This is a genomic window from Streptomyces griseoloalbus, assembly GCA_014650015.1.
GTDB classification, from domain to species: domain Bacteria; phylum Actinomycetota; class Actinomycetes; order Streptomycetales; family Streptomycetaceae; genus Streptomyces; species Streptomyces griseoloalbus.
Genome location: BMUD01000010.1, coordinates 108887 through 135207 on the forward strand (window position 1 = coordinate 108887; position 26321 = coordinate 135207).

22 protein-coding genes are annotated in these 26321 nt (G+C 72.4%); 14 read left to right on the forward strand and 8 right to left on the reverse strand.

Annotated elements, in window-relative coordinates; translation table 11 throughout:
* The first annotated feature begins 9 nt into the window (after positions 1-9).
* The 10 genes from IE178_RS17245 to IE178_RS17290 all read left to right on the forward strand — a co-directional run bounded on the left by IE178_RS17245 (position 10) and on the right by IE178_RS17290 (position 10465).
* Positions 10-366, forward strand: coding sequence for a hypothetical protein (locus IE178_RS17245; protein WP_184765186.1), 357 nt, complete (start codon positions 10-12; stop codon positions 364-366).
* A gap of 167 nt (positions 367-533) precedes the next feature.
* The gene (locus tag IE178_RS17250) at positions 534-1799 is read left to right on the forward strand and encodes a glycosyltransferase family 4 protein (protein WP_193512927.1); all 1266 of its coding nucleotides are present in this window, start codon (positions 534-536) and stop codon (positions 1797-1799) included.
* Positions 1796-2611 (forward strand): transferase, encoded by an 816-nt coding sequence (locus tag IE178_RS17255; RefSeq protein ID WP_193512928.1) that lies wholly within the window; start codon positions 1796-1798, stop codon positions 2609-2611. The genes IE178_RS17250 and IE178_RS17255 overlap by 4 nt, the downstream gene beginning before the upstream one ends.
* Before the next feature lie 58 nt (positions 2612-2669).
* The gene (locus tag IE178_RS17260) at positions 2670-2816 is read left to right on the forward strand and encodes a hypothetical protein (RefSeq protein ID WP_193513029.1); all 147 of its coding nucleotides are present in this window, start codon (positions 2670-2672) and stop codon (positions 2814-2816) included.
* A 259-nt stretch (positions 2817-3075) separates the two neighbouring features.
* Positions 3076-4176, forward strand: coding sequence for a substrate-binding domain-containing protein (locus IE178_RS17265; protein WP_184765189.1), 1101 nt, complete (start codon positions 3076-3078; stop codon positions 4174-4176).
* Between the two features lie 127 nt (positions 4177-4303).
* On the forward strand, positions 4304-5644 hold the full coding sequence (locus tag IE178_RS17270; RefSeq protein WP_193512929.1) for an ABC transporter substrate-binding protein: 1341 nt from the start codon (positions 4304-4306) through the stop codon (positions 5642-5644).
* Positions 5645-5672: 28 nt separating this feature from the next.
* Positions 5673-6647, forward strand: a complete 975-nt coding sequence (locus IE178_RS17275) for a carbohydrate ABC transporter permease (protein WP_184765191.1) — start codon at positions 5673-5675, stop codon at positions 6645-6647.
* Complete coding sequence (locus tag IE178_RS17280) at positions 6644-7507, forward strand: carbohydrate ABC transporter permease (protein WP_193512930.1); 864 nt, start codon at positions 6644-6646, stop codon at positions 7505-7507. Before IE178_RS17275 ends, IE178_RS17280 begins: the two co-directional genes overlap by 4 nt.
* 31 nt (positions 7508-7538) lie before the next feature.
* Complete coding sequence (locus IE178_RS17285) at positions 7539-8570, forward strand: hydroxyacid dehydrogenase (protein WP_184765193.1); 1032 nt, start codon at positions 7539-7541, stop codon at positions 8568-8570.
* Entirely contained in the window at positions 8567-10465 is a 1899-nt protein-coding gene (locus tag IE178_RS17290; RefSeq protein WP_193512931.1) for a DUF2264 domain-containing protein, read from the forward strand. Before IE178_RS17285 ends, IE178_RS17290 begins: the two co-directional genes overlap by 4 nt.
* A gap of 15 nt (positions 10466-10480) precedes the next feature.
* Here IE178_RS17290 and IE178_RS17295 read toward each other — a convergent pair whose 3' ends face one another.
* Complete coding sequence (locus IE178_RS17295; protein ID WP_193512932.1) at positions 10481-11194, reverse strand: hypothetical protein; 714 nt, start codon at positions 11192-11194, stop codon at positions 10481-10483.
* Positions 11195-11567: 373 nt separating this feature from the next.
* Here IE178_RS17295 and IE178_RS17300 point away from each other — a divergent pair, with 373 nt between their 5' ends.
* Together IE178_RS17300 and IE178_RS17305 are read left to right on the forward strand one after the other, a co-directional pair.
* Positions 11568-14951 (forward strand): CARDB domain-containing protein, encoded by a 3384-nt coding sequence (locus IE178_RS17300; RefSeq protein WP_193512933.1) that lies wholly within the window; start codon positions 11568-11570, stop codon positions 14949-14951.
* A gap of 195 nt (positions 14952-15146) precedes the next feature.
* Positions 15147-16034, forward strand: coding sequence for a hypothetical protein (locus IE178_RS17305; RefSeq protein ID WP_318280101.1), 888 nt, complete (start codon positions 15147-15149; stop codon positions 16032-16034).
* Between the two features lie 86 nt (positions 16035-16120).
* Here the strand turns inward: IE178_RS17305 and IE178_RS17310 are convergent, their stop codons facing one another.
* The 5 genes from IE178_RS17310 to IE178_RS17330 all read right to left on the reverse strand — a co-directional run bounded on the left by IE178_RS17310 (position 16121) and on the right by IE178_RS17330 (position 21685).
* Positions 16121-17281 (reverse strand): phospholipase D-like domain-containing protein, encoded by a 1161-nt coding sequence (locus tag IE178_RS17310; RefSeq protein WP_193513021.1) that lies wholly within the window; start codon positions 17279-17281, stop codon positions 16121-16123.
* Positions 17282-17292: 11 nt separating this feature from the next.
* A complete protein-coding gene (locus tag IE178_RS17315) occupies positions 17293-17901 on the reverse strand; it encodes a DUF6328 family protein (RefSeq protein ID WP_193512934.1) in 609 nt (202 codons plus the stop codon).
* A 158-nt stretch (positions 17902-18059) separates the two neighbouring features.
* On the reverse strand, positions 18060-19523 hold the full coding sequence (locus IE178_RS17320; protein WP_438874386.1) for an alpha/beta hydrolase: 1464 nt from the start codon (positions 19521-19523) through the stop codon (positions 18060-18062).
* A 269-nt stretch (positions 19524-19792) separates the two neighbouring features.
* Positions 19793-20794, reverse strand: a complete 1002-nt coding sequence (locus IE178_RS17325; RefSeq protein WP_438874387.1) for an MASE1 domain-containing protein — start codon at positions 20792-20794, stop codon at positions 19793-19795.
* Between the two features lie 60 nt (positions 20795-20854).
* Positions 20855-21685, reverse strand: coding sequence for a PP2C family protein-serine/threonine phosphatase (locus tag IE178_RS17330; protein WP_184765199.1), 831 nt, complete (start codon positions 21683-21685; stop codon positions 20855-20857).
* A 190-nt stretch (positions 21686-21875) separates the two neighbouring features.
* Here IE178_RS17330 and IE178_RS17335 point away from each other — a divergent pair, with 190 nt between their 5' ends.
* A complete protein-coding gene (locus IE178_RS17335; protein WP_193512936.1) occupies positions 21876-22226 on the forward strand; it encodes a hypothetical protein in 351 nt (116 codons plus the stop codon).
* 211 nt (positions 22227-22437) lie between these two features.
* Here IE178_RS17335 and IE178_RS17340 read toward each other — a convergent pair whose 3' ends face one another.
* Both IE178_RS17340 and IE178_RS17345 read right to left on the reverse strand, forming a co-directional pair.
* Entirely contained in the window at positions 22438-24018 is a 1581-nt protein-coding gene (locus IE178_RS17340) for a glycerol-3-phosphate dehydrogenase/oxidase (RefSeq protein WP_193512937.1), read from the reverse strand.
* The gene (locus IE178_RS17345; protein ID WP_184765202.1) at positions 24015-24626 is read right to left on the reverse strand and encodes a TetR/AcrR family transcriptional regulator; all 612 of its coding nucleotides are present in this window, start codon (positions 24624-24626) and stop codon (positions 24015-24017) included. Before IE178_RS17345 ends, IE178_RS17340 begins: the two co-directional genes overlap by 4 nt.
* Positions 24627-24701: 75 nt before the next feature.
* Between IE178_RS17345 and IE178_RS17350 the strand changes: the two genes are divergently transcribed.
* On the forward strand, positions 24702-26294 hold the full coding sequence (locus tag IE178_RS17350; RefSeq protein WP_193512938.1) for an FAD-binding oxidoreductase: 1593 nt from the start codon (positions 24702-24704) through the stop codon (positions 26292-26294).
* Positions 26295-26321 lie beyond the last annotated feature (27 nt).

Below are 26321 nucleotides of genomic sequence, written 5' to 3' on the forward strand. Positions count from 1 at the left end.
GAATTCGACATGCGACGTACGATCATCGCGGCACTGGGTGCCCTTGGCGTCAGCGCGGCATCCGTCGGTCTGTGGGCGACGCCGGCCGGCGCGAGCGACGTCACGCAGGGGAGCGACTGGGCGACCCACGCCTACGACGGGACCTGGTTCGACTACTGCGACGGCGAGGACGACAACCACTCGGTGTGGGGCGGCTACTACACCACCGCCTCCAGCGCCTACCAGACCTCCAGCCCGGTCAACGGATACTGCAGCACCGAGTTCGTGAACGGGGTCCTGACCAACCTGAGGATGGTCGAGGACAACCCCTCCAGCGGCACCAACTACTACGGCGCCTGGCACGGCTACCCGGTCGCCGGCAACTGACCGTCGCAACCACGGGGGACCGCTCCGGCGGCCGGGCCTCTTTCGGGCCCGCCGCCGGAGCGGCGGCCAGGTCCGGGCCCCCGGCCACCGCCGCACGTCCGGCCGACCGCGGGCACAAAGTGATAACAGCGGACAACTCCTGAATACCTCATGCGGTCTAGTCCGCCATGAAGATCTCTTTTCTGATTCACAACGCCTATGGGATCGGAGGCACGATCACCACCACGTTCAACCTGGCGGGCGCGCTGGCCGAGCGTCACGACGTGGAGATCGTCTCGGTGTTACGGCACCGGGAGCACCCCAACCTCACCCCGCACCCCGGGGTGCGACTGCGGGCCCTGGTGGATCTGCGGCGGGAGAAGGACCACCCCCTGCACAGCAGACCGGCGAAGGTGTTCCCCTCCGCCGAGTACCGCCACCACCAGTACAGCGAGCTGACCGACCAGCGGATCGCCGAGTGCCTGGAGGCCACCGACGCCGACGTCGTCATCGGCACCCGGCCCGGGCTCAATGTGCACCTCGCCCTCCAGGCGCCGCGGCGCGTCATACGCGTGGGCCAGGAACACCTCACTCTCGACAACCATTCGCCCGCGCTGCGCACCGCGCTGCGCCGGGCCTACCGCCGGCTCGACGTGCTCACCACCGTCACCGAGGCGGACGCCGCCTGCTACCGGCGCAAGATGCGGCTGCCCGGGGTGCGGGTGGAGGCGCTGCCGAACAGCGTCCCCGACCCCGTGCTGCCCGCCGCCGACGGCACCGCCAAGGTCGTGATCGCGGCCGGCCGGCTGGTCCCGGTCAAGCGGTACGACCTGATCATCGAGGCGTTCGCCCGGGTCGTCGCCGAGTATCCCGACTGGCAGCTGCGCATCTACGGCAAGGGCGAGGAACAGGACCGGCTGCGCGCGCGGATCGAGACGCTCGGCCTGTGGAACAACGTCTTCCTCATGGGCGCGGCGACACCCATGGAAGCCGAGTGGGTCAAGGGCTCGATCGGCGCGGCCGCCTCCAACTTCGAACCGTTCGGCATGACCATCGTCGAGGCGATGCGCTGCGGGCTGCCCGTCGTGAGCACCGACTGCCCCTACGGGCCCGGCGAGATCATCAAGGACGGCGAGGACGGCCGTCTGGTGCCGGTCGGGGACGACCGGGCCTTCGGCGCGGCCCTCCTGGACCTGGTCCGTGACGACGAGCGGCGCCGTCGTATGGGGAGGGCGGCACTCGACAACGCCCGCCGGTTCGCCCCCGGCCCGGTCGTCGCCCAGGCCGAACGCCTGCTCCAGGAGGCGATCGAGGCCAGGGACGGCGGACAGCGCCCCACTTCCGCACCCGGCGGGACACACCACACCCTGCGCACCCAGGGCTACGCCGCCCGTGACCTCGCCCACGCCGCCGCCGCCGGCGCGCTGCGCACCGTACGGAAGGGACGCCGATGAGCCCCGAACGCGCCGCGCAACTCCGCGCCGACTGCTCCGTCGACACCGACGGCCGGATCACCTTCCGTCTGCCGCCGCCGTCGGCCGCACACCCCCGGCTGCTGCTGGTGCTGCGCCCCAAGAAGGGCCGACCCGAGGAGACCACCCACACCCTCGACCTCGAACCCTTCGGCGACGACGGCGAGGTCCGCGCGGTGCTGGAACCACGGCTCCAGCTCGCCGAGGGCCGCTGGGACGCGTATCTGCTGCGCGGCCCGGACGCCGGACGCGAGCGGCTGCGCCCCGGTCTGCGGGACCTGCGCGCGCTCGTGGACGGCGGCCCGGGCGACCGGCCGTCACCGGTCGCCGTCCGGGTGCCGTACGCCACCAAGGACGGTTTCCTCGCGATGCGGACCTGGCTGCGCGCCGCCCACGCGGAGGCCGGCCCTCTCGACGTCACCGGCGCGACGATGACGGTCCGCGCCCGCCTCCACGGCGCCGGACTCTCCGAAGGGGCCGTGGTGACACTGCGGCTGAGGGGCGACACGGGCACCGTGCGCACCTTCCCGGCACAGCCCTCGGGCGGACGCGCCTTCTCCTGCGCCGTCGCCTGTGAGGAACTCGCGGTCGAGGCCGCCGGCACCCGCTTCTGGGACGCCTTCGTCCGCCCCGCCGCCGACGCACCGCTGATCAGAATCGGCCGTCTCCTCGACGACGTGGCCGACCGCAAGGGTGTGTTCGTGTACCCGCAGGTCACCGCGGGCGGGTCCGCGATCCGCCCCTACTTCACCGTCGACAACGACCTGGCCGTCGAGGTGACCGCCCTGGGCTGAACGACGGCGGCGGCCCCGGCGGTGACGCCGCGTCAGTTGGGTCACGAGGCCTGACGCGGTGCGCCCGCTCCCTCAGTACGCGGGCGTCAGCCCGCAGCAGGTGATGCTGCGCACCCTGCCGTACGTGTGGGCCGTCGCCCGCGGCGGCCTGCGCGTCACCGACGGGGTCCGGCCGGCCGGCTCCATCGCCGCGGCACGCGGCTGACGTCAGGCGCCCAGGATCTCCCCATGCCTGGCCCACCGCCGCCGTCTTCGGCCGGGACCTCGTCCCCCTGGCGTCGGTCCAGCATCCACGCGATGCCTTCCTCGCCGGAGCGGCTCCGCGGGAGCTGCGGGCGGAGCGGGCCGCCGACCGCGCGGCGTGACCGCCGTCGCCGGCCGGTCCGGCCGGGTTTCGACACCCCGCACGATCGTTATGATGCCCGTATCGTTCAAACGAACATCCAGGTGCGGGGAGGGGCCTCATGCGGGAGCCGGTCGAGCTGAGGAGGCAGCGGATCCTGGCCGCCGTCGCGGCCCGGGGTTCGGCGCGGGTGAGTGACCTCGCCGCCGAACTGCAGGTGTCGGTGGTGACGGTGCGCCGGGACGTGGAGGAGCTGGCCCGGGAGGGCAGGCTGCGGCGCGGGCACGGCATCGTCCGCTCCACGCTCGCCGCGCAGGACCTGCCGGTGACTCCGGCACCGGACGGCGACACGGTGGCCGTCGTCGTCCCGGAGCGGCACACCTACCTGTACGAGTCCCTGCACGGCGCCCGTTCGGTGCTCGAAGCCGCCGGGAAACGCATCGCGCTGCACATCGCGCCGCAGGTGGCAGGCGCCGAACGGCCGCTGGTGGAGCGGGCCCTCGCGGACGGCGCCGCGGGCGTTCTGCTGGCCCCGCGCTGGCGCACCCGGGCCGACGAGGAGGGCGACTACGCCTGGCTCGCCGCGCTGGACGTGCCCGCCGTGCTGATGGAGCGGCGGCCCCCGCCGGGCAGCGGGCTGCACGCGATGGACTCGGTCTGCTCCGACCACGGCTACGGCGCTCATCTCGCCGTGCGGCACCTGGTGGAGCTCGGCCATCGGCGGATGGTGTTCGCCACCCGGGACGACAGCCCCACCGCACGCACCCTGCGGTCCGCGTTCGCGCGGATCGCGGACGCGCATCCGCTGGTGGAGGAGTGTGCGTGGACCCTGAGCGCCCCGGAGGCCGGCCAGGACGGACCGTACACGGCTGAGGAGACGGCGGAGCTGTCCGCGCTGCTGCGCAAGGTGGGGGCCACGGCCGCGGTGCTGCACGGCGACGTGGACGCGCTGATGCTCGTGCAGCAGCTGGCGGACAACGGTGTGCGGGTGCCGCAGGACTGCTCGGTCGTGGCCTACGACGACGTGGTGGCCGGGCTCGGGACCACGCCGCTGACGGCCGTCGCCCCGCCCAAGGGGGAGGTCGGCCGGGCCGCGGCGGAGCTGCTGCTCCAGCGGCTCGACGCACCGCGCGGCGGCGGGGGCCCCGTGCGGCGGGTCGAGCTGCTGCCCGTGCTGACCGTGCGCGGGTCCACCCGGCGGTGGGACGGAGACTCGGACTGAGCGAAGTGAGCGTTTGAACGTTTTATTTTCTTCTGATCGATCTCTTGACCGTTTGTAGGTCGGGCGTTGAGGATTCCCGTGTCCCGAACAGCCGTGTCCCCGACACGCAGGAGCCGCGGGAGGCGCCATGCCCGGTCGACACCCCCGTCGATCCGTGCTCGCCGTGATGGCCGCCGTGCCGCTGACAGGAGCCCTGGGCGCCTGCAGCGGGGGCGCGGACACCCCATCACGCAGCACGACACGAGCCAGCAAGGCCACACGCATCACCTTCTGGTCCGCCCTGCGCGGCAGCCAGGAGGTGGTCGACGCCTTCAACCGCACACACGACCGCATCCAGGTCGACTTCCAGCAGATCCCCTCCGGCGCGCAGGGCGGCTACGCCAAGCTCAGCAACGCCGCCCGGGCCGGTAACGCCCCCGACGTCGCCACGATCGAGTATCCGCAGGTGCCGGGCTTCGCCATCGACGGCGTCGCCCGCGACATCACCGACCTCGTCAGCGACTCCCTGCGGGCCAAGCTGCTGCCCCAGGCCCTGGGCCTGACCACCTTCCAGGGGCGCACCTTCAGCGTCCCGCTCGACGTCGAGCCCATGGTCATGCACTACCGCACCGACCTCTTCGAGCGGTACGGCCTCGACGTACCCCGCACCTGGGAGGAGTTCGCCGCCCTCGCGCCCGTCGTGCGCCGCAAGGCGCCCGACCGGCGGCTCGTGCTGTTCCCCACCGACGGGGCCACCCAGTTCGCCGCCTACTCCTGGCAGGCCGGCGCCCAGTGGTTCGACACCCGCGACGGCGCCTGGAACGTCTCCCTCGCCGACGCGCCGACCCGGCGCGTGGCGGCGTACTGGCAGGACCTCGTCGACCGCGAGGACGTCTTCATGAACGCCGTCGAGAGCAGACAGTCCGACGCCCAGATCGGCAACGGGCTGGTCCTCACCCGGCTCAGCGGCGCCTGGGACGCGGGCGCCCAGATGAACGCCCGCCCGGGACAGAAGAACCAGTGGCGCATCGCCCCGCTGCCGCAGTGGGACACGGGCCGCCCCGCCGTCGGCACCCACGGCGGCTCCACGTTCGCCGTCACCAAGGACAGCCGCCACCCCGAGGCCGCGATGGAGTTCATCGCCTGGCAGGTCTCCCACCCCGACGCCCTGCGCGCCCGCCTCTCCAGCGGCACCAGCAGCCAGTACCCCGCGGCCTCCGCCCTCGTCGCCGTGGGCCGGGACGCCTTCGACCGGTCGTACTACGGCGGCCAGGACATCTACACCCTCTTCCAGCAGGAGGCGGAGAAGATCCGGGAAGGCTGGGTCTGGGGCCCGCGGATGACCGCCACCGGCAAGGTCATGCAGGACTCCTTCGCCCGCGTCGGTGCGGGCCGCGGCTCCCTCATCGACTCGATGCGCACCGCCCAGGACGGCACCATGCCCGACCTGAAGGCCCTCGGCCTGTCGACCAGCCAGCACAGCACCTGAGCCGCCCGAAAGGCAGGTGACACCCCTCATGACCGCGACCACCGAGCAACCCGTGCGGGCCCCCGCACCGCGCGCCGCCGCACCCGCCGACCGCGTCCGCAAGACCGCCCGGCGCCGCCGACTGGGCGCCTGCGGTGTGCTGATGACGCCCTTCTTCCTCCTGCTGGTCACCGTCTTCCTGATCCCCGTCGGCACCGCCACGTATCTCAGCTTCTTCAGCGACGACCAGCCCGGCCTCGGCTTCGGCCCCGAGCGCACCGTCTTCGTCGGACTGCGCAGCTACGCCGCCGTCCTCACCGACCCCACCTTCCTCGGCGGACTCGGCACCGTCGCCCTGTATTGCCTGATCTACATCCCGCTCATGGTCGTCGGCGCGCTCGCCCTCGCCCTGCTGCTGGACTCCGGAGTCGTCCGGCTGCGCGCCTGGGCCCAGCTCGGGCTCTTCCTGCCGCACGCGGTGCCCGGCATCATCGCCGCGCTGATCTGGCTGTACCTCTACACGCCCGGCATCAGCCCGGTCATCGACCTGTTCGCCCGCGCCGACATCACCATCGACTTCCTGGGCGTGCACACCGTCCTGCCGTCCATCGTGAACATCGCCCTGTGGAGCAACCTCGGCTACAACATGGTGGTCTTCTACGCCGCCCTCCAGGCCGTCCCCCGCGAGGTGATCGAGGCCGCCGTCGTCGACGGCGCCGGCCCCGTGCGCACCGCCCTGAAGGTCAAGACCCCGCTGGTGCGGGCCTCGATCGTGATGGTCGCGATGTTCACCCTGATCTGGGCGCTGCAACTGTTCACCGAGCCGATGCTGCTCAGCCAGTCCTCACCGATGATCAACTCCCGGTTCTCGCCCAGCATGTACATCTACGACGCGGCCTTCACCCGCAACAACTACAGCCTGGCCGCGGCCGCCTCGGTCGTCCTCCTGCTGTGCACCATCGCCCTGTCCTACGGCGTCACCCGCCTCACCAGCCGCAACGCCGCCGCCGAGGAGACCCGATGAGCGCCACCGACAGCACCCTGCTGCGCCCCCGGACGCTGGGCCGGGTCACCGTCAACGCCGTCGTCGGCCTGTCCGTCCTCTACACCCTGCTGCCCGTGCTCTGGCTGCTGTTCGCCGCCGCCAAGAACCGGGACGCGCTGTTCGGCAGCGACCTGCTGTCCCTGAGCGACTTCTCCTTCCTCACCAACCTGAGCGACCTGTTCGTCATGGACGGCGGTCAGTACGGGCGCTGGTACGTCAACAGCCTGTTGTACGCCGTGCTCGGCGCCGCCGTCGGCTCGCTGGTGAGCGTCGCCTGCGGCTACGCCTTCGACAAGTACCGCTTCCGCCACAAGGAGAAGCTGTTCGGCCTGGTGCTCGCCGCCGTCATGGTGCCGCAGACCGTCCTCGCCCTGCCGTTGTACCTGATGGCCTCCGAGGCCGGGGTCGTCAACACCTTCTGGGCGGTGTTCGTCCCCGTCCTGTTCAACCCCTTCGGTGTCTACCTCGGCCGCATCTTCAGCCAGGGCTATGTGCCCGACGAGGTGCTGGAGGCCGCGCGCATCGACGGCGCCGGCGAACTGACCACCTACGTCCGGGTGGCGCTGCGCATGCTCGGACCCGGCCTGGTCACCATCTTCCTGTTCCAGCTCACCGCCATCTGGAACAACTTCTTCCTGCCCATGGTGATGCTGTCCGACCAGGACCTGTACCCCGTCAGCCTCGGCCTGTACACGTGGAACAGCTCCGCGTCGGTCTCACCGGAGTACTACCCCGTGGTGATCATGGGGTCACTGCTCGCCGTCCTGCCCCTCATCCTCGCCTTCGCCCTGCTCCAGCGCTTCTGGCGCAGCGGACTGACCGCCGGCGCCGTGAAGTGACCCCGCTCGCACAAGGAGTGCCCTCAGCACCATGACCGAGTCCACGCCCGGCCCCGGCTCCCGCCCCCGCGCCGCACTGGCCATGTCCCCGGACGTCGCCTCGGCCGTCCTCGACACCGAATCCCTCACCGCCCTCGCCGCACTCTGCGACCTCGCGCCCCTCCCGGTGCTGACCGACCTGAGCACGCCCCGGGCCCGCACCGTGCTCGCCGACGTCGACCTGCTGGTCACCGGCTGGGGCTGCCCGCCCCTGGACGCGGACGTCCTGCGGGCGGCGCCACGGCTGCGGGCCGTCGTGCACACCGCGGGCAGTGTCCGCGGCCATGTCACCGACGCCTGCTGGGACCGCGGCATCGAGGTCTCCTCCGCCGCCGCGGCCAACGCCGTCCCGGTCGCGGAGTACACCCTCGCCATGATCCTGCTCACCGGCAAGCACGTGCTGGAGACCGCGCGCGACTACCGTGCCGCGCGCAGCCGGCCGGACTGGCTGCGCACCCCCCGCTCGGTCGGCAACCACCGCCGCACCGTCGGCCTCCTGTCCGCCTCCCTGATCGGCCGCCGGGTCATCGACCTGCTGCGCCCGCACGACATCGACACGCTGCTGTACGACCCGTACGTCGACGACGCCGAGGCGAGGGAACTCGGCGTGGAACGCGTCGAGTTGACGGAGCTGTTCCGGCGCAGCGACACCGTGAGCGTGCACACCCCGCTGCTGCCCGAGACCCGCGGACTCGTCAGCCGCGAGCTCATCGACTCCCTGCGCCCCGACGCCGTACTGATCAACACGGCGCGCGGCGCCGTCGTCGACCAGGACGCGCTCACCGACGCCGCGCTGGCCGGCCGCATCCGCGCCGTGCTCGACGTGACCGACCCCGAAGTCCTGCCCGCCGAGCACCCGTTGTGGCAGTGCGACAACGTGCTCCTCACCCCTCATCTCGCCGGCTCCCAGGGCAACGAGTGGCGCCGGCTGGCCGATCTCGCCCTCGCCGAGATCGCGCGCTGGGCCTCCGGCGACGGCTTCCTCCACCCCGTACGACGCGAAAGGCTGGCCTTCCTGGCATGAGCATCCCGTTCGACATGCCCGCCGACGACCACGACATGAGCCCCCGCACCGGCTACACCCGGGCCCACTGGGAAGCCGTGGCGGACGGACTCCTCACCGCTGCCTGGCGCTGGAGCACCCCCGGCTGCGCCCTGCTGGACCTGCCGGGGCGGCCCTCCCGCTCGGGCGTGCGCTCCGACGGCCTCGAAGGCTACGCCCGCACGTTCCTCGCCGCCGCCTTCCGCGTCGCGGGCTCGGGCGGCGACGACCCCCACGGCCTGCTGGAACGGTACGCGAGCGGACTGGCCGCGGGCACCCGCACCCCGGGCCGCGACGACACCGAGTCCTGGCCGCTGATCCTCGACCACGACGTGCAGGGCCAGCCGATGGTCGAGTCGGCGTCGGTCGCCCTCGGCCTGCGGCTGACCGCGCCCTGGCTGTGGAAGCACCTCGACGCCGGTGTGCAGGACCGTGCGGAGGAGTGGCTGCGGGGCGCGCTGCGGCACACCCCGGCGCCCAACAACTGGTACCTCTTCCCCTACACGGTCGCCGGGTTCCTGGAGTCCGTCGGCCGCGGGGACGCCGAGACGGCGGCGGCCCGGCAGCGGGCGCTGGAACTGCTGGAGGGCTGGTACCGGGGCGACGGCTGGTACGCCGACGGGGACGGGCGCGCCTTCGACCACTACAACGGCTGGGCGCTGCACCTGTACCCGGTGCTCGACGCCCATCTCGCGGGCGACGGGGAGGCGCTGGCCCGCCACGGCGCACGGCTGCGCACCCACCTGGAGAGTTTCGCCCTGATGTTCGGCGCGGACGGGGCGCCGCTGCACTTCGGCCGGTCGCTGACGTACCGCTTCGCCGCCTCGGCGGCCGTCGGGCTGGGCGCGGTGACCGGCCACACCCCGCTGACGCCGGGCGCCTCGCGCCGCATCGCCAGCGGCAGCCTGCGCCACTTCCTGGACCGGGGCGCGCTGACCGCCGACGGTCTGCTGAGCCTGGGCTGGTACGGCCCGCACGAGGCCGGTCTGCAGAGCTACTCCGGCCCGGCGTCACCGTACTGGGCGTCCAAGGCCTTCGTCGCCCTGCTCGCCCCCGCCGGCCACGCCCTGTGGACCGCCCCCGAGGAGCCGGCTCCGGTGGAGGAGAGCGACCGCGTGCTGGCGCTGCCCGCGCCGGGACTGCTCGTCCAGGCGACCCGGGCCGACGGCATCGTACGGCTCCACAACCACGGCAGTGACCATGTGCGCCCGCACGAGGGCGAGACGGCGGCCGAGGACGACCCGCACTACGGGCGCCAGGCCTACTCCACCCGCACCGGCCCCACGGCACCGGGCAACATCGCCGACAACCACCTGTCGGTGGAGACCGGCGGCCGGCCCAGTGTGCGCCGACGGGTCCATCCCCTGGGCGCGGGACACGGCGACGGGTGGGGCTGGGCGGCCTCGTGGCACCGGCCCGCCTTCGCCGGCGGTCGGCCGATGGTGCCGGGCCTGAGGGTGGAGAGCGTCACGGTGGCACACGGCCGGTACGAACTGCGGGCGCACCGGGTCGTGGGGGCACCGGCGGGATCCCGGCTCACCCACACCGGCTGGGCCACCGGCCCCGAGGAGTCCCTGACCTCCGCCCTGTACGGCCTGCACGGCTGGGACGATCCCTCCCCGGTCCTCGTCCGCGCCCCCCAGGGCACGGCCTGGACCCGGTGGGCCCACGTGCCGCGCCTCACCGGCGGCTGCGACGGCACCTCCGTGCACGTCGCTCTGGCATCCCTCACCGCGGAACCCGGCACCGTACCCCTGTCCGAAGCCGTCGGGGAGGTGCTGGTGCACGACGGGACGGTCGAGGTCGTCTGGGCCGACGGCACCACCCGCACCCGCATCACCTTCGACCCCGTGGAGGTGCGTCACACGCAGCGGTGATCAGGTGAGGCGGCGTCAGGACTGCGCCTCCTCGTCACCTGCCGCGCTCCCCTCGGTGCCGTCGGGCGCCGTGTAGAAGACCGACGAGCCCTGCTTGCTGCGCTGGGCCTGGTTGCGGGCGACCAGGCCCTCCAGGGTGCCGCGCACGACCGTGGTCCTGATGGTGCGCTCGGGGTGGGCCTGTCCGAGGGCGGCGGCGACCTCCGCCGCCGAGCGCGGCTCACTCTGCTCGCCCAGATGCAGGCGGACGAGTTCGACCAGCTTGGGCCCGTCCGTCCTGGCGGACTGCGCCTCGGGCCGCTCCGCCTCCGTGGACGGCTTGCGCGCGGACTTCCCCGACGCGGTGCGCGCGCCCGCCTTCTTCGCCCGCTTCGGCTTGTCCGCCCCCGACTTGGCGCCGCCCCTCCTGCGCGGCGCCGGGACGGTCGCCCGGTCGGGCGCAGTGCCGGCCCCGGGTGTGCCCACGGGCTCGGCGGGGGCGGCGGGCTCTGCGGCGGCCTTGGGCTCGGCGGGAGCCGCGGGCTCGCCGGGGGCCGCGGCGAGGCCCAGCGCCTGCCGCATGTTCACCAGAAGGGTGTGGTCGTGCTGAAGCACGGTCAACTGCTCCTGCAGCGCGGCGATCTCCGCGCCGACGCGCTCCTGCTCCTTGACGTTGCGCTCCAGGTCGTTCGCGACCTGAGCCGTGTACTGCGACGTCAGGTCGGTGGTGGCGGTCGAGTTCTCGGACACGGCAGTGCCCCTTTCTTCCTCGTGGTTCCCCTGGTGGCCAGCCATGGTACGGCCGCGCGCGGTTGACCGTTTCTTCTGAGCGGTCCCCGGTTGACGTTCCCGTGCGGCGCGAGAGGCAATGGGGTGCCCATGGACGTTGTGTGCGTGCCATTGACAAGAGGGACGCGAGCCGGAAACTTCAATCCAGGAGCCGCAAGAAACGAACGGGTCAATGCAAAACCTGTACTAGCGTCTGGTAATCCATGGCAGACGCTCTCTGGGCTGCCCTGGCCGGCCACCTCCGCCCGCTCCCGCGAGGGCTCCGTCCTGCTCCGCCGTACGTCCCGCGCACCGCCCGACCACGCCCCAGCACCCGCCGTGGAACGAGGACTTCATGAGACGGAAGCGTTTCGGCCTGCGGACGATCACCGGCCTGCTCCTGGCCGGCCTGATCGCCGTCGGTCTCCAACCCGGTACGGCCACCGCCGCGGCGAAGGCGGTCCGTGGCCCCAATCTGGCGCTCGGCAAGAGCGCCACGGCCGGCGGTTCCCACACCGGTCATCCCCCGACGCAGGTGACCGACGGAAGCCAACTGACCTACTGGGAGGGCCCGGCGGGGGCGTTCCCGCAGTGGATCAGTGTCGACCTCGGCGGCACCGTCGAAGTCGACCGGGTCGTCCTGGAGCTGCCCACCGGCTGGGAGGCCCGCACACAGACCCTCGCCGTGGAGGCCGGCACCGACGGCTCCTCCTTCACCGGCCTGTCCGGTTCAGCCGCCCACCGCTTCGACCCCGCCGACGGCAACACGGTCACCGTGGACTTCACCGCCCGCGCGGTGCGCCACATCCGCGTCCTGGTGAACGCCAACACCGGGTGGAACGCCGCCCAGCTGTCCGAGATCGAGGTCTACGGCAGCGACGACGACGGCAACCCGGAGCAGCCGCCGGTCGACGGCGGCGACCTGTCGCTCGGCAAGCCGATCGAGGCCTCGTCCACAATTCACTCGTTCGTGGCGACCCACGCCAACGACGGGAAGGTGGACACCTACTGGGAGTCCAACGGCCACCCCGCCACCCTCACGGTGGAACTGGGCGCCGACGCCGACCTCAGCGAAATCGTGGTGCGACTCAACCCCGACTCCGCCTGGGCGAAACGGACTCAGAGCATCGAAGTCCTCGGCCGGAAGCAGACGAGCGGCTCCTTCACCTCGCTCAAGGCCCGCGCCGACTACACCTTCGACCCCGGCCCCCACGACAACACGGTCGCCATCCCGGTCACCGGCCGCTACGCCGACGTGCAGCTGAGGTTCACGCACAACTCCAGTGGATACGGCGCCCAGGTGGCCGAGTTGCAGGTGAGGGGCACCGCCGCCCCCAACCCCGACCTGGTCGTCTCCGACCTCACCTGGACGCCCGCGTCCCCCACCGAGTCCGACGCCGTCACCGTCCGCGCGACCGTGCGCAACGCGGGGACGGCCGCGTCCGCCGCCGCCACCGTCGACGTCAGCCTGGAGGGCACCGTCGTGGGCAGCGCCCCCGTCGGCGCACTCGCCGCGGGCGCCTCCGCGACCGTCTCGGTGGACGCGGGCAGGCGTGCCGAGGGGAGCTACACGGTGTCCGCCGTGGTGGACCCCACGGACACCGTTCCCGAACAGGACGACACCAACAACAGCCGCACCGCCACCGGCGAACTGACCGTCGCCCGGAGCCCCGGCCCCGACCTGGAGGTCCGTGGCATCAGGACCGACCCGGCCAGCCCCGCCGCGGGCGCCGCGGTGTCCTTCACCGTCTCCGTGCACAACCGGGGCACCTCACCGGCCCCCGCGGGCTCCGTGACCCGTCTCGCCGTGGGCGACGGGACACTCGACGCAGCCGCCGGGACCATCGCGGCGGGCGCCACCGCCGAGGTCGCCGTCGGCGGCACCTGGACCGCCACCGGCGGCGCCCACGTCCTCACCGCGACCGCGGACGTCACCGACACCGTCGACGAGACCAACGAGAACAACAACATCCTCACCCGCTCGATCGTGGTCGGCCGCGGCGCCGCCGTGCCGTACACCGAGTACGAGGCGGAGGACGGCACGTACCGGGGCACGCTGCTCAGCGCCGACGCCGAGCGGACCTTCGGACACACCAACTTCGCCACCGAGTCCTCCGGACGCGAGTCGGTCCGCCTCGACTCCGGCGGTCAGTACGTCCAGTTCACCTCCACCAACCCGGCGAACTCGATCGTCGTACGCAACTCCATCCCGGACGCCCCGGGCGGGGGCGGCACCGAGGCCACGCTCAGTCTCTACGCGGACGGCAGATTCGTGCAGAAGATCGGCCTCAGCTCCAAGCACAGCTGGCTGTACGGCAACACCGACGCCCCCGAGGGACTCACCAACACCCCGCAGGCCGACGCCCGTCGTCTCTTCGACGAGTCCCACGCGCTGCTCGGAGCGACCTACCCGGCGGGCACCGTCTTCCGGCTCCAGCGCGACACCGACGACACCGCCGCGTTCTACGTCGTCGACCTGATCGACCTGGAACAGGTGGCTCCCCCCACCGCCAAGCCGGCCGGATGCGTCTCCATCACGGAATACGGAGCCGTGCCCAACGACGGGATCGACGACACCGACGCCCTCCAGCGCGCCGTGACCGCCGACCAGAAGGGTCAGATCGACTGCGTGTGGATTCCCCCGGGCCAGTGGCGCCAGGAGCAGAAGATCCTCACCGACGACCCGCTCGACCGGGGCCAGCACAACCAGGTCGGCATCCGTGACGTCACCCTCCGCGGCGCCGGCATGTGGCACTCGCAGTTCCACACGCTGACACCACCGCACCAGGCGGGCGGCATCAACCACCCCCACGAGGGCAACTTCGGCTTCGACATCGACGACAACACCAAGATCTCGGACATCGCCATCTTCGGCTCGGGCACCATCCGCGGCGGTGACGGGGGAGCCGAGGGCGGTGTCGGTCTCAACGGCCGGTTCGGCAAGAACACGACGATCAGCAATGTGTGGATCGAGCACGCCAATGTCGGAGTCTGGGTGGGCCGCGACTACAGCAACATCCCCGAGCTGTGGGGCCCGGCCGACGGACTGCGGTTCAGCGGGATGCGCATCCGCGACACCTACGCGGACGGCATCAACTTCGCCAACGGAACACGTAACTCCGTGGTGGAGGACTCGTCATTCCGCAACACCGGCGACGACGCGCTCGCGGTGTGGGCGAGCAAGTACGTCAAGGACCCCTCCGTCGACATCGGCCACGACAACCCCTTCCGCAACAACACCGTCCAACTGCCCTGGCGCGCAGGCGGCATCGCGGTCTACGGCGGCTACGGCAACACCATCGAGAACAACCTGATCCACGACACGATGAACTACCCGGGCATCATGCTGGCGACCGACCACGACCCCCTGCCCTTCTCCGGGCAGACGCTCATCGCCAACAACGGGCTGTACCGCACCGGCGGTGCCTTCTGGAACGAGGACCAGGAGTTCGGAGCCATCACCCTTTTCGCGCAGGGCCCGGACATCCCGGGGGTGGTGATCCGTGACACCGACATCCATGACTCGACCTACGACGGCATCCAGTTCAAGTCGGGCGGGGGAGCGGTGCCGGACGCCCGGATCACCGGCGTCACCATCGGCGCGTCGAACAACGGGTCCGGCATCCTCGCCATGGGCGGCGCGCGCGGCAGCGCCACCCTGACGGACGTCACCATCACCGATTCGGCCGAAGGGGACGTGGTGATCGAACCCGGCTCGCAGTTCGTGATCAACCGGTAGCGCCACCCCCGCGCGCTACTCCGTCCGGCGGGCCCGTACTCCACTCGGGGTGCGGGCCCGCCACCCGGACGGGCGCCCGGCCGCGGTCTTCCGGGTGACGGGGGGTTCCGCCCCGGGGGAGGGCAGATGGGGGACTTCCCCGGACTCGCGCGGGGAGCCGAGGCGTTTCGTGGAAGTCGAAGTCAGGCTGAGGGCATGGCTTCATCGATCCACTGCCCGCACCGCTCGTGTCACCGCGCTCCGTGGGCCGGCCGGCGGGCCGGCGTCCCCTTCCGTGCGCGCGGCCGTGCGGCGGTGTCGGCCGCCGTCCTCGTCGTGCTGGCGTTCCTGACCGGATGCGGGGCGGTCACCGGTACCCCGGCGCGGGACGTTGCGACGGACACCGCACCGACGGCGGATCCGCCCGGCACCGGGCACACCGCACCGACGGCGGGTCCGTCCGGCACCGGGCAGACCGCGCAGGGCCGGGCGGGCGCCGGGACGGAGCCCCGGCCGCCCGCCCGGATTCCCGGCCTCGGCCCCCGGACGCTGGCGTGGATTCCCGAGAACGCCCGCCAGGTCCTCGTCGTCACCGGCAGGGGCAGAAACGACAACCGCTCCGAGGCCGTGCTCCACCGGCGCACCGGCTCCGGATGGGAGGCGGGCCCGGCGTGGCCCGCGCACAACGCCCTCAAGGGCTGGACCGACGATCACCGCGCGGGCGATCTCCGCTCACCCATCGGCGTGTTCGCCCTCGGTGACGCCGGGGGACTGCTCCCCGATCCCGGTACCGAGCTGCCGTACGACCGGTCGGACGGATTCGGCGTCGGTGGCACGGGCTTCGCCGGAGAGCCACTGGCAGGGTCCTTCGACTACGTCATCGCCATCGACTACAACCGCCTGCCGGGCACGTCCCCGCTGGACCTGACGCGTCCGCTCGGCGCCGACAAGGGCGGCGGCATCTGGCTGCATGTCGACCACCAGGGGCCCACCCAGGGCTGTGTGACCCTCGGCGAGCGCCACATGAGGGAACTCCTGCGCACCCTCGACCCCGACCGGCACCCGGTGATCGTCATGGGCGACGCCCTGTCGCTGAGCCTGTGAGGGGCCGCACTCCGTGCCAGGGGACGTCGGACGCGGGGACGACCGGCGGCGACCGCCACAGGAACCGGCGCACCGCCGGCGGACCGCTACAGGAACCGGCGCAGCGGAGTGACCGCCGCCTCGCGCAGCCGCCGGGTCACCGGGCGACGAAGCCAGTGCGCGGGATCGACGGGCTCACCGGCGCGCCGGTCCTCGTCGAAGTCGCGGTCGAGCGCGGCCGTGAACTCCTCGTCGAGCACGGCCAGCATGACCTCCTCGTCGTGCTCCATCGAGCGCCGGTTGAAGTTGGTGGAGCCGATGAGCGAGGCGACGCCGTCGACCGTGACGATCTTCGTGTGGAGCATGGTCGGCTGGTACTCGCGTATCTCGACGCCCGCGTCGAGCAGGGTCCCGTAGTGCTGCTGCCCGACGATCCGGCACACCCGCTGGTCGGTGTACGGCCCGGGCAGCAGGATCTCCACCCGCACCCCCCGACGGGCGGCCTGCGCGAGCAGCTCGACGAAGTAGGTGTCGGGGGCGAAGTAGGCCGTGGACAGGCGGAATCGCTCCTCCACGGAGGTCAGCACGATGCGCATGAGCGTCTGCATGTCCTGCCAGCCGAAACCCGCCGAGCCGCGCACCACCTGCACGGTGGCCCGCCCGGGCTGCTCGTGCTCGGTGAACCGGTCGCGCTCGTCGTAGAGGGAGTCGTGGCACTCCGCCCAGTTCTGCGCGAACGCGGCGGCGATACCGTCGACGGCCGGACCCCGCACCCGTACGTGCGTGTCGCGCCACTCACCCGGGTTGCGGGCGTCGCCGCACCACTCCTCGGCGATGCCCACCCCGCCGGTGAACGCGGTGTGCTCGTCGACGACGAGGGCCTTGCGGTGGCAGCGGTGGTTCTGCTTGAACGGCGACAGGTGCAGCGGTTTGCGGAACCAGGCGACCTGTACACCGGCGGCGTCCATGGCGTCGAGCAACTCCTGCTCTATCTCCATCGCGCCGAACCCGTCGAGCAGCAGACGCACCCGCAGTCCGGCCCGGGCCCGCTCGGCCAGCGCCTGCGCGAACTCCTGCGCGATGGCTCCCTTCCAGTAGACGAACGTCATCATGTCCACGGTGTGCTCGGCCCCGCGGATCGCCTCGAGCATCGCGGGGAAGATCGCGTCGCCGTTGCGCAGCGGCACGAGCTCGTTGCCCTCGGTGGCGGCGATGCCGAGCAGCCGCTCCAGGCGTCTTCGCAGCCGCTGCTTGCGCAGTTCCGACATGCTCGCGGTGGTCACGCGGCGTCCTCGCCTTCCAGGCGCCGGGCGGCACGTCGACGCAGCCACAGGGGGAGGGCGTACCAGGACAGCACGAACCACAGCATGACCGCACCGGTGAGCAGCTCGGACAGCAGACCCGGGACGACGACGTGCAGGATGAGCAGGAGCGTGCAGCCGATCGTCAGTGCCATCAGCACCATGCCGCACATCATGAGCCGGTGCGCGACCTCCACCATCTCGTCCTTCATGCGCTGACCGGAGAGAAAGCGGTGGAGGGACACCGGCGCTATCAGGGACGCGGTGGCCGACGCCCCGAGTACCACGGTGATGACGTAGACGACGTGGGCGAAGGTCCCCAGGCTCCTGAAGTGGCTCGTGAAGGCCACGCTCAGCAGGAATCCGAAGAGGATCTGCACGCCGGTCTGCGCGACCCGCGTCTCCTGCATGATCTCGTTCCATCTGCGGTTCACGCGTTCACGCGGTGTCTCCGGTGTCTCCGGTGTCTCCGGTGGCTCCCGGCGCGCGGCGACGGCGTCGCCGTCGCCGCGGGTGCCGTCGGCCTCCTCCCCCGAACGCGACCGTCCGAGGTCGGACTGTTCCACCGGCTTCGTCGTCAAGGCCATCGAGTTCCTCCCCACCTTCGAGCACTCCTTGTGCCCCGCCCGGTCATATGCATGCCGAGCTACCGCCGCCTCCCCTCCCGACGGCGCCCCGGCTTCCTGGGACGGTCGGCCCCGGAGGCCGGAGCGCGGGAGGGAGGCCGCGGGAGGGGGCCCGTGAGTCAGGGGGCGATACCGACCCCCTCCACACGGCTCCAGGACTTCTCCTGTGCCGCCGTCATGGCGGGCCAGGTCGTCCCGCCCGGGCGCGGCCTGACGCGTGAGGCGTACGACGAGGGCCGGTAGGCCGGGTCGTAGAAGCATCCGGTGGCATACGTGCGGTCGAACGTGGCGCAGCTCGCGGCGATCGACCGCGGTGTCGGCTTGTCGCCGGTGCGCACCCAACGGTCCAGGGAGGCGATGGAGTTGGCGTATTCCGAGTCGCTCAGCGCGCTGTGCTCGTGCTCGTGCGTGAACGTCTGCACCAGGTGCGCGTCCCGGTGGGCGCCCGTGAGCGTGTCGCGGTAGGCCGCCTCGTGCTCGATGAAAGCGGTGGGGTCGTCGATGGCGTGCAGCGTGAGGACCGGGATCTTCACCTTGCCGGTGAGGTCACTGTCGTAGGACAGGTCGCGCACGGCCGTCGGATCGGCGGTGAACCGCTCCACCCCCGCGTTGAGAGCCTCGTCGTCGTGCGAACCGGAGTACCGCACACCCTCGTTGGTGAACGGGTTGCGGTCACCCAGCCGCTTGTGCACGATGTCGCGGAACGTGAAGACCGAGAAGCGCAGATGGGACTCCAGCGTGCGCTCCGGAATCCTGGTGACGGCGAGGATGTCGTCCAGGTTGCGCTGCTGCAGCGCGGTGCGCTCCTCGGGCGGCGAGGCGTATCCCGTGCACTCCTGCAGCCGGGCGCGCATCCCGGTCGTCGTCAGCGTCGAGGCGGGGCGCAGACCCTGCCACAGCGGGTACTGCGGCTCGCTCGGGCGCGGCAGGTTGGCGCAGTAGTACTGGTAGACGACGCGCAGGTCGACCCGGTAGTCGTAGCCGCGGGAGCCGCCGCCGAGGACGCCGTTGGTGAGCAGCGCGCCGTCGTAGGGGCCGCTTGCCCCGCCGTACGTCTCCACGACCTTGGCGGCCACGTTGCCGCCCCAGGACTGGCCGTGGACGTACGTCCGCTGGGGCCGGCCGAACTCCTCGGTGAACAGGCGGCGCAGGTTCTCGGTGTCGGCCGCCGCCATCCTGGTGCCGTAGCCGCCCCGGCGGTAGGACGAACCGGCCCAGGCGTACCCCTGGTCCACCATGACCTGCCACCGCTCCAGGTCACCGATGCTGCGCTCCGGGTCCGACCCGTCACCCAGATCGGGGCCACCGTGCGCGTGGACGACGAGCGACGTGTTCCAGTCCTCGGGGATCGCGATCGCGTAGTACGCGCCGTTCGTGTCCCGGCCGGTGTAGCACGTGGCCTTCTCCGCCAGAGCGGAGGGACAGGCGACGGGGGCCGGCTCCGCACCCTCGGCCCCGGTGGCCGGCGCCTGGGTGAGGGCACCGACGACGGCACCGGCGAGGCACAGAGCAGCCGCCCGCCACCGGCCTCGCCGGGAAAGGAACGATCGGGGACCACGGGTGACATGACGGGATCTGTTCAAGGCGCGACTCCTGGTTCGTGGCGCGTTCCTGCGCATGGGCCGGGATGTTAGGAAGACCGGACGCCAAGGGCCATGGGGGCGGCGGTTGCGTTCATACTGTTCGGTCGGCCCCCATCACCCTGTTCACTGACATGAACGGGGTGACCGGAGGACGTGGAGGGCTTGGCGGACCGCTGACCGGTGGAACCGGCGTGCCGATGGCCCGTGGGCCGTGCGGTGCGCCATCGGGTGCCGTGCGGTGCCGTCCGGGCGCCGTCCGCGCCGGCCGGTCACCCGTCCGCGTTCCGCCGGTGGCCGTCCTCGTCCCACTGGGGGCGGCCGGCCCCGGATTCCCCCGCCGTCAGATGCTCCAGCACCTCGACCAGTTCCTGGCAGGCACGCTCCACGGAGCGTCTGGTGTTGCGTTGTTCGGCGATCACCGCGGACAGCAGCAGGGCGGTCAGGGACACGGCGCCGTTGAAGGCCTGAAGGTTGATCATGATCTGCACGTCGGACAGGTGGACGAACGGCCCGGCGTGGTCGGTCGCCGCGACGGTGGCCATGACGGACGCGAAGAGGGCGCACACCATGCTGCCGGCGAGCTGGAACCGCAGAGCCGCCCAGATCAGCAGCGGAAAGACGGAGAACAGCACACTGGCCGGGGTGTGCGTCACCAGTGGCACGAGGCAGCCCGCGATCGCCGTCAGACCCACCGTCTCCTTCCACCTCGACCAGCGCAGCGGGGCGCGCACCTGCCGGAGCCCGAGCAGCAGCGGAGTGATGAGTAGTACGCCCATCGCGTCGCCCGCCCACCAGGCGAGCCACACCCTCCAGAAGTCCTCCCCCGGGAGATCGCCTGTGGCGACGAGGAGGCCGACACCGATGGACGAGCTGATCAGCATCGCCGAGATGGCGCAGAGGAAGACCAGGGCGAGACAGTCCCGTAATCGGGTGAGATCGGTGCGGAAGCCCACCTTGCGCAGCAGGAGGAACCCGACCACGGGCGCGGCGGTGTTGCCCGCCAGGACGCCCAGCGCGGATGCCCCCGGCGAGGTGAGGTGCGTGAGGATGGCCAGGGCGCCCAGTGCGATTCCCGCCCAGCAGCGCAGCCCGAAGATCAGCAGGCAGGCGACGGCCACTCCCGTGGGCGGCCAGATGGGCGAGACCACCGCACCGCCGACGGTCAGATCACGCAGCAGCCCCAGCCGTCCCGCCGCGTAGTAGCAGGCGGCGACCGCCAGCGTCTCGAACACGAAGACGACCGGTGTGCGCAGATCCCGGCTAGCCACCACACACGCCATCAGACACCGGGCCCGCCGGGTCGGCGAGGTGGGACGGGCACACCCGCCGCCCTATGGCTGAGTGCGCAGCCCGTCGTGCCCGATCACCAGGACGGCGGCGTCGTCCTCGTGTCCCACCCGCTCCGCGACCTTGATCACGGCGGCGGCGAGTGCGTCCGCGTCCATCCGCGCGACCGCCGCGATGCCCGCGAGCCGCACCACCTGGTCGAGTCCCTCGTCCAGCGGCATGGACGGCCCTTCCACGACCCCGTCGGTGAGCATCACGAACAGCCCGCCCGTGTCGAGCCGGTACCGGGTGACGGGGTAGACCACCCCGGGCTGGATCCCGAGCGGAGGCCCGCCCTCGTCCTCGGTCACCCCGGACCGGCCGTCCGCGGTGGCCCACACACACGGCAGATGCCCGGCCCGCGCGCTCTCCATCAGCCGGGTGGCCGGGTCGAGCCGCATGAAGGTGCAAGTGGCGAACAGGTCCGGGCTCAGTGACAACAGCAGTTCGTTGGTCCGGGCGAGAAGCGCGCCGGGTTCGCTGCCGACGGAGGCCAGCGCCCGGAGCCCCACCCGGACCTGACCCATGAAGGCGGCCGCCTCGATGTTGTGCCCCTGTACGTCGCCGATGGACAGACCCATACGGCCGTCGGGCATGGTGAAGGCGTCGTACCAGTCACCGCCCACATTGAGACCCTGATACGCGGGCGCGTACCGCACGGCCAGCCGTACGCCCTCACCGACGGGCAGCCCCCTCGGCAGCATGCCGCGCTGCAGGGCGACGGCCAGTTCGACCCGGGAGCGTTGCACCTCCGCCTGCGCACGCGCCTGAGCCGTCAGCGTCCGGAGCCTGACCAGAAGCTCGTCGCCGTCGTCCGTGGAGCCGATGCGGGACATGGATCACTCACTCGGGTGAGGACACGCACGCTCGGTGGCGCCGCCCTCGGGGACAAAGCGCTCATTCACATATGCACAGGATGATAGTCAGAAGGGGGATGACCAGGCCAGTCGCGTACCCGGCGAGACCCGGCCGACGAGGTCGCGGTGGGCACCCGTGCGCGTGGCCGAAGCCGTCTAGTCTGTGCGCATGGAGCAGCGTGAGATCATGCAGCGGAGCGTCGGCATCCTCACCGAGGCCCTCGAGATGCGGCGGCACATCAGGGAGAACCCGGACGCCGACGTGACCCGGAGCGGGGCTGTCTCCAAGCTCCTGGAAGAGATGCTGCCGCACATCCAGTTGCCGGCCGACGCGAGCGTGCGCGAGGTCGCGGACATCGTCACCGAGAAGCTGGGCCCGGCCATCGTGCAGATCACCTCCGCGCTCACCCACGCCTTCGTCCAGCTCGCCGAGATCCACGACGAGGGCCGCACCGACGTCTCCTCCGCCGATGTCCTGCGGGCCATCTCCCTGCACTACGAGGCCGGTGGGGAGCGGTAGCGCCCGCCGAAGGGGCGGGGGCGCCGGTGGTGATGCCGGGCCCGCGCTGCATCACGCGGCGCACGAACCGGCGGGGACGGCGGCCTGGACACGGCTGTGTTCACCGGCCGGCCGGCCCGCCACCTCCGCGTGCGGTTTCCGGATCGGGGGCTGGAACGGGGCTACTCGCTGCGTGAGGCCGGAGTCCGGGACAGGTGACGGGCGGGCCGCGTCAACTGCCGGGCGGCAGGGCCCCGTCCAGGAGTTCGCGGACCGCGTCCCGTGCCCTGGCGCGGTCGGCGGGGACGAGTCCGATGCGGGTGCGGCGGTCGAGTAGGTCCGCCTCGTCGAGCGCTCCCTCGTGGCGCAGGGACCACAGCAGCTCGGCGCCGGTGACCGGATACCCGGGCACCACCGGCTCGTTGAGCCGCGTGTCCCGCGCGCCGAGCGCCCGCACGGACGGTGCCTCCGTGCCGTAGCGCGCGACCAGGCGGCGTGGTGCGGCCAGGCCGGCGAGGAGGTGCGGCGGTGCGGCGCCCACGAGGGGAAGCGACGCGGTGGGGGACGGACCGGCCGGCAGGTGACGGACGCGTACGGCGGTGTCGACGGCGTCCTCGGCCATGCGCCGGTAGGTGGTGAGCTTTCCGCCGACGACGGTGACGACGCCCTCGGGGGACGTGAGGACCGCGTGACGCCGTGACAGGTCGGCGGTCCTCGGTGCCGTACCGGAGCGCGCCGGCGTCGTGTCGAGCAGGGGGCGCAGTCCGGCGAAGGCGCCGACCACGTCGGCACGGTGGACCGGGACGTGCAGGACGGAGCAGAGGACGTCGAGGAGGAAACCGATGTCCGTCTCCGGTGCCTCCGCGACGTCCGGGATGTCGCCCTCCACGGGTTCGTCGGTGAGGCCGGCGTAGACCCGGCCGTCGTCCTGGGGGAGGACGAGCACGAACCGGCTGCTCTCCCCGGGGATCGGGATGTGCAGTCCCGCGGTCGGCGGGCCGAGGCTCTCGGGACGCAGGACGATGTGGGTGCCGCGGGAGGGGCGTATGCGGACGCCGCCGACGAGACCGCCCGCCCAGACGCCGCACGCGTTGATCACCGCGCGGGCGCGGATCTCGCCCTCCTCGCCGGTGAGTTCGTCGCGGACCCTGGCGCCCGCCGGGCCGAGGTCCAGGGCCCGGACCCGGGTCAGGACCCGCGCCCCGTGCGCCGCGGCCGTACGGGCGAGGGCGGTCACCAGGCGGGCGTCGTCGGTGAGCCGGCCGTCCCAGGACAGCAGTCCGCCCCGCAGGCCGTCGCCGCGCAGGGCGGGGGCGAGACGGTGGGTCTCCACCGCGGAGAGCCGGCGCGGCGGGGGCAGGGTGGCCCGGGCCGTGCGGGCGGCCAGGCGCAGCGTGTCCCCGGCGCCGAAGCCGGCCCGGGCCAGGGCTGCCTGACCGCGGGAGACCAGCGGAGTCAGGGGCAGCACGAACGGCTGGGCCCGCACGAGGTGCGGGGCGGTGCGCTCCATCAGCACCCCCCGCTCCACCGCGCTCTCGTGGGCGACGCCGAGCTGCCCCGAGGCGAGGTAGCGCAGCCCGCCGTGGATGAGCTTGCTGCTGAAGCGGGAGGTCCCGAAGGCCAGGTCGTGGGCGTCGACGGCGACCACGCTCAGCCCGCGCGCCGCGGCGTCCAGAGCCGCCCCGGCGCCCGTGGCACCGAGACCGACCACCAGGACGTCGACGACGGGGCCGCCCACGGAATCTCTCAGTTCACGCGCCCGTCGGGCGGCGGACAGGGACGAGCCGGCGGCCGGGCCGGGGAGGGGGGTCATGGCGTGAGGGTCCTCTCCAGGATGTCGCGCAGCTCGCCGAGGAACGCCTCGGAGGCGAGTTCGGGGTCGTCCTCGTCGGTCATGGTCCGCAGGGACAGGGTGAAGGACTGCACGATCAGCAGCACCGACCGGGCCTGCCGCTCGGGATGGCCGGCACGGACCGAGCCGTCGGCGTGTCCCTCGCGCAGGGCGTCGGCCAGGAGCTCCAGCAGGGCCTCCTGGCTGGCCCCGCGACGGTCCAGGACGTAGGGCAGGAGCAGTTCGGGGTCCACGTCGAGGATCTTGCGGAAGAGCGGATGGGAGTCGAACGCCCGCACCGCGGCCACCAGTCCTTCGGTGATCACGTCGCGGCCGGCCGTCCCCGGCCGGCGCTCGGGGAGGGCGCCGGTGGCCACGGCGACCCACTCCCGGGTCATCAGGTCACCGACCAGGGACCGCACATCGGGCCAGCGCCGGTACAGCGTCATCCGGGAGAGCCCGGCGCGACGGGCCACGTCGGTGAGTGTGGTGCGGCGGACCCCGACGGCCAGGACACAGTCCCGCACCGCGTCCAGCACCGCGTCGTTGTCCGAACCTGCGGAAGAACCGTTGTGACGAATAGGCGTCATGTGTCATAGTGTAACGCCACGTGAGGCCGTCGGGCGACGGCATCGCTCCTTCGCGACCCGGTGAGGACGACAGCCATGGACATGCTGTGGAGCGGCTGGGGCGACCCGGCCAGGGCGACGCCGCTGCCGGAGACGGTGATCGGGCTGTTGCGCGACCTGCTCGGCGTCACGCCGCGCGAGGCCGGGCCCGTGGCGCTCGAGGACCTGGACGTCCCCGAGAGCCCACTCGCGCCCGCCGCGCACCGCGCCCTGATCGCGGCCCTGGGCGACGAGGCCCACGTACGCACCGACCCGGAGGCCCGCGTCCGGCACACGCGCGGCAAGTCCACCCCCGACCTGCTGCGCATCCGGGAGGGCGACATCGCCGACGTCCCCGCGGCCGTACTCCTGCCCGCCGGGCACGACGAGGTGCTCGCCGTGCTGCGGGTGTGCGCCGAACACGGCCTGCCCCTGGTGCCGTTCGGCGGCGGCACCTCCGTCGTCGGCGGCCTCGCGCCCGCACGGCGCGGCGCGTTCGTCGCCCTGGACCTGCGCCGCATGGACCGGCTGCTCGACCTCGACCCGGTGTCCCGCACCGCCACCCTGCAACCCGGCCTGCGCGCCCCGCGGGCCGAGGCGCTGCTCGCGGAACACGGCTTCACCCTCGGCCACTTCCCCCAGTCCTACGAGTGGGCCACCATCGGCGGCTTCGCCGCGACCCGCTCCAGTGGTCAGGCATCCGCCGGCTACGGCCGCTTCGACGAGATGGTGCTGTCCCTCACCCTCGCCACCCCCGAGGGCACCCTCGACACCGGACGCGCCCCGCGCTCGGCCGCCGGGCCCGACCTGCGCCAGCTCGTCCTCGGATCGGAGGGCGCGTTCGGCGTCATCACGTCGGTGACGGTGCGCGTCCGCCCCGTCCCGCGCACCCGTGTGTACGAGGGCTGGCACTTCCCCTCGTTCGGGGAGGGGACCGCCGCACTGCGCCGGCTCGCCCAGGACGGGCCGCGTCCGACCGTGCTGCGCCTGTCCGACGAGACCGAGACGCTGATCGGCCTGGCGCGGCCCGACGCGATCGGCTCCGGCGCGGCGCAGCCGGCCGGATGCACGGCCATCGCCGGTTACGAGGGCACGGACGAGGACACCGCGTACCGCAGGGAACGAGCCACGGCCGTGCTGCGCGCGTGCGGCGGTACGCTCCTGGGCGAGGAGCCGGGCCGGCGCTGGGCCGACGGCCGCTACTCGGCCCCGTATCTGCGGGACGCGCTGCTGGACGCAGGGGCCTTCGCGGAGACGCTGGAGACGGCCGCGTTCTGGTCCCGTGTGCCCGGCCTGTACGCCGCCGTCCGCGACGCGCTGACGGCCACCCTGACCGAGGCCGGCACCCCGCCCCTGGTCATGTGCCACATCTCCCACGTCTACGAGAACGGCGCCTCGCTGTACTTCACCGTCGTCTCGGCCCGGGGCGAGGACCCCGTGGCGCACTGGACCCGCGCCAAGCACGCCGCCAACGGGGCGATTCTCGCCTCGGGCGGCACGATCAGCCACCACCACGGGGTGGGCACCGACCACCGGGACTGGTACGTGCGCGAGGCCGGCCCGCTGGGCATCGACGCCCTGCGCGCCGTGAAGCGGCGACTGGACCCTGCGGGGCTGCTCAGCCCCGGCGTCCTCCTGCCCGCCGACTGACCCGGCATCCCGTCGGCTCCCCGCTCG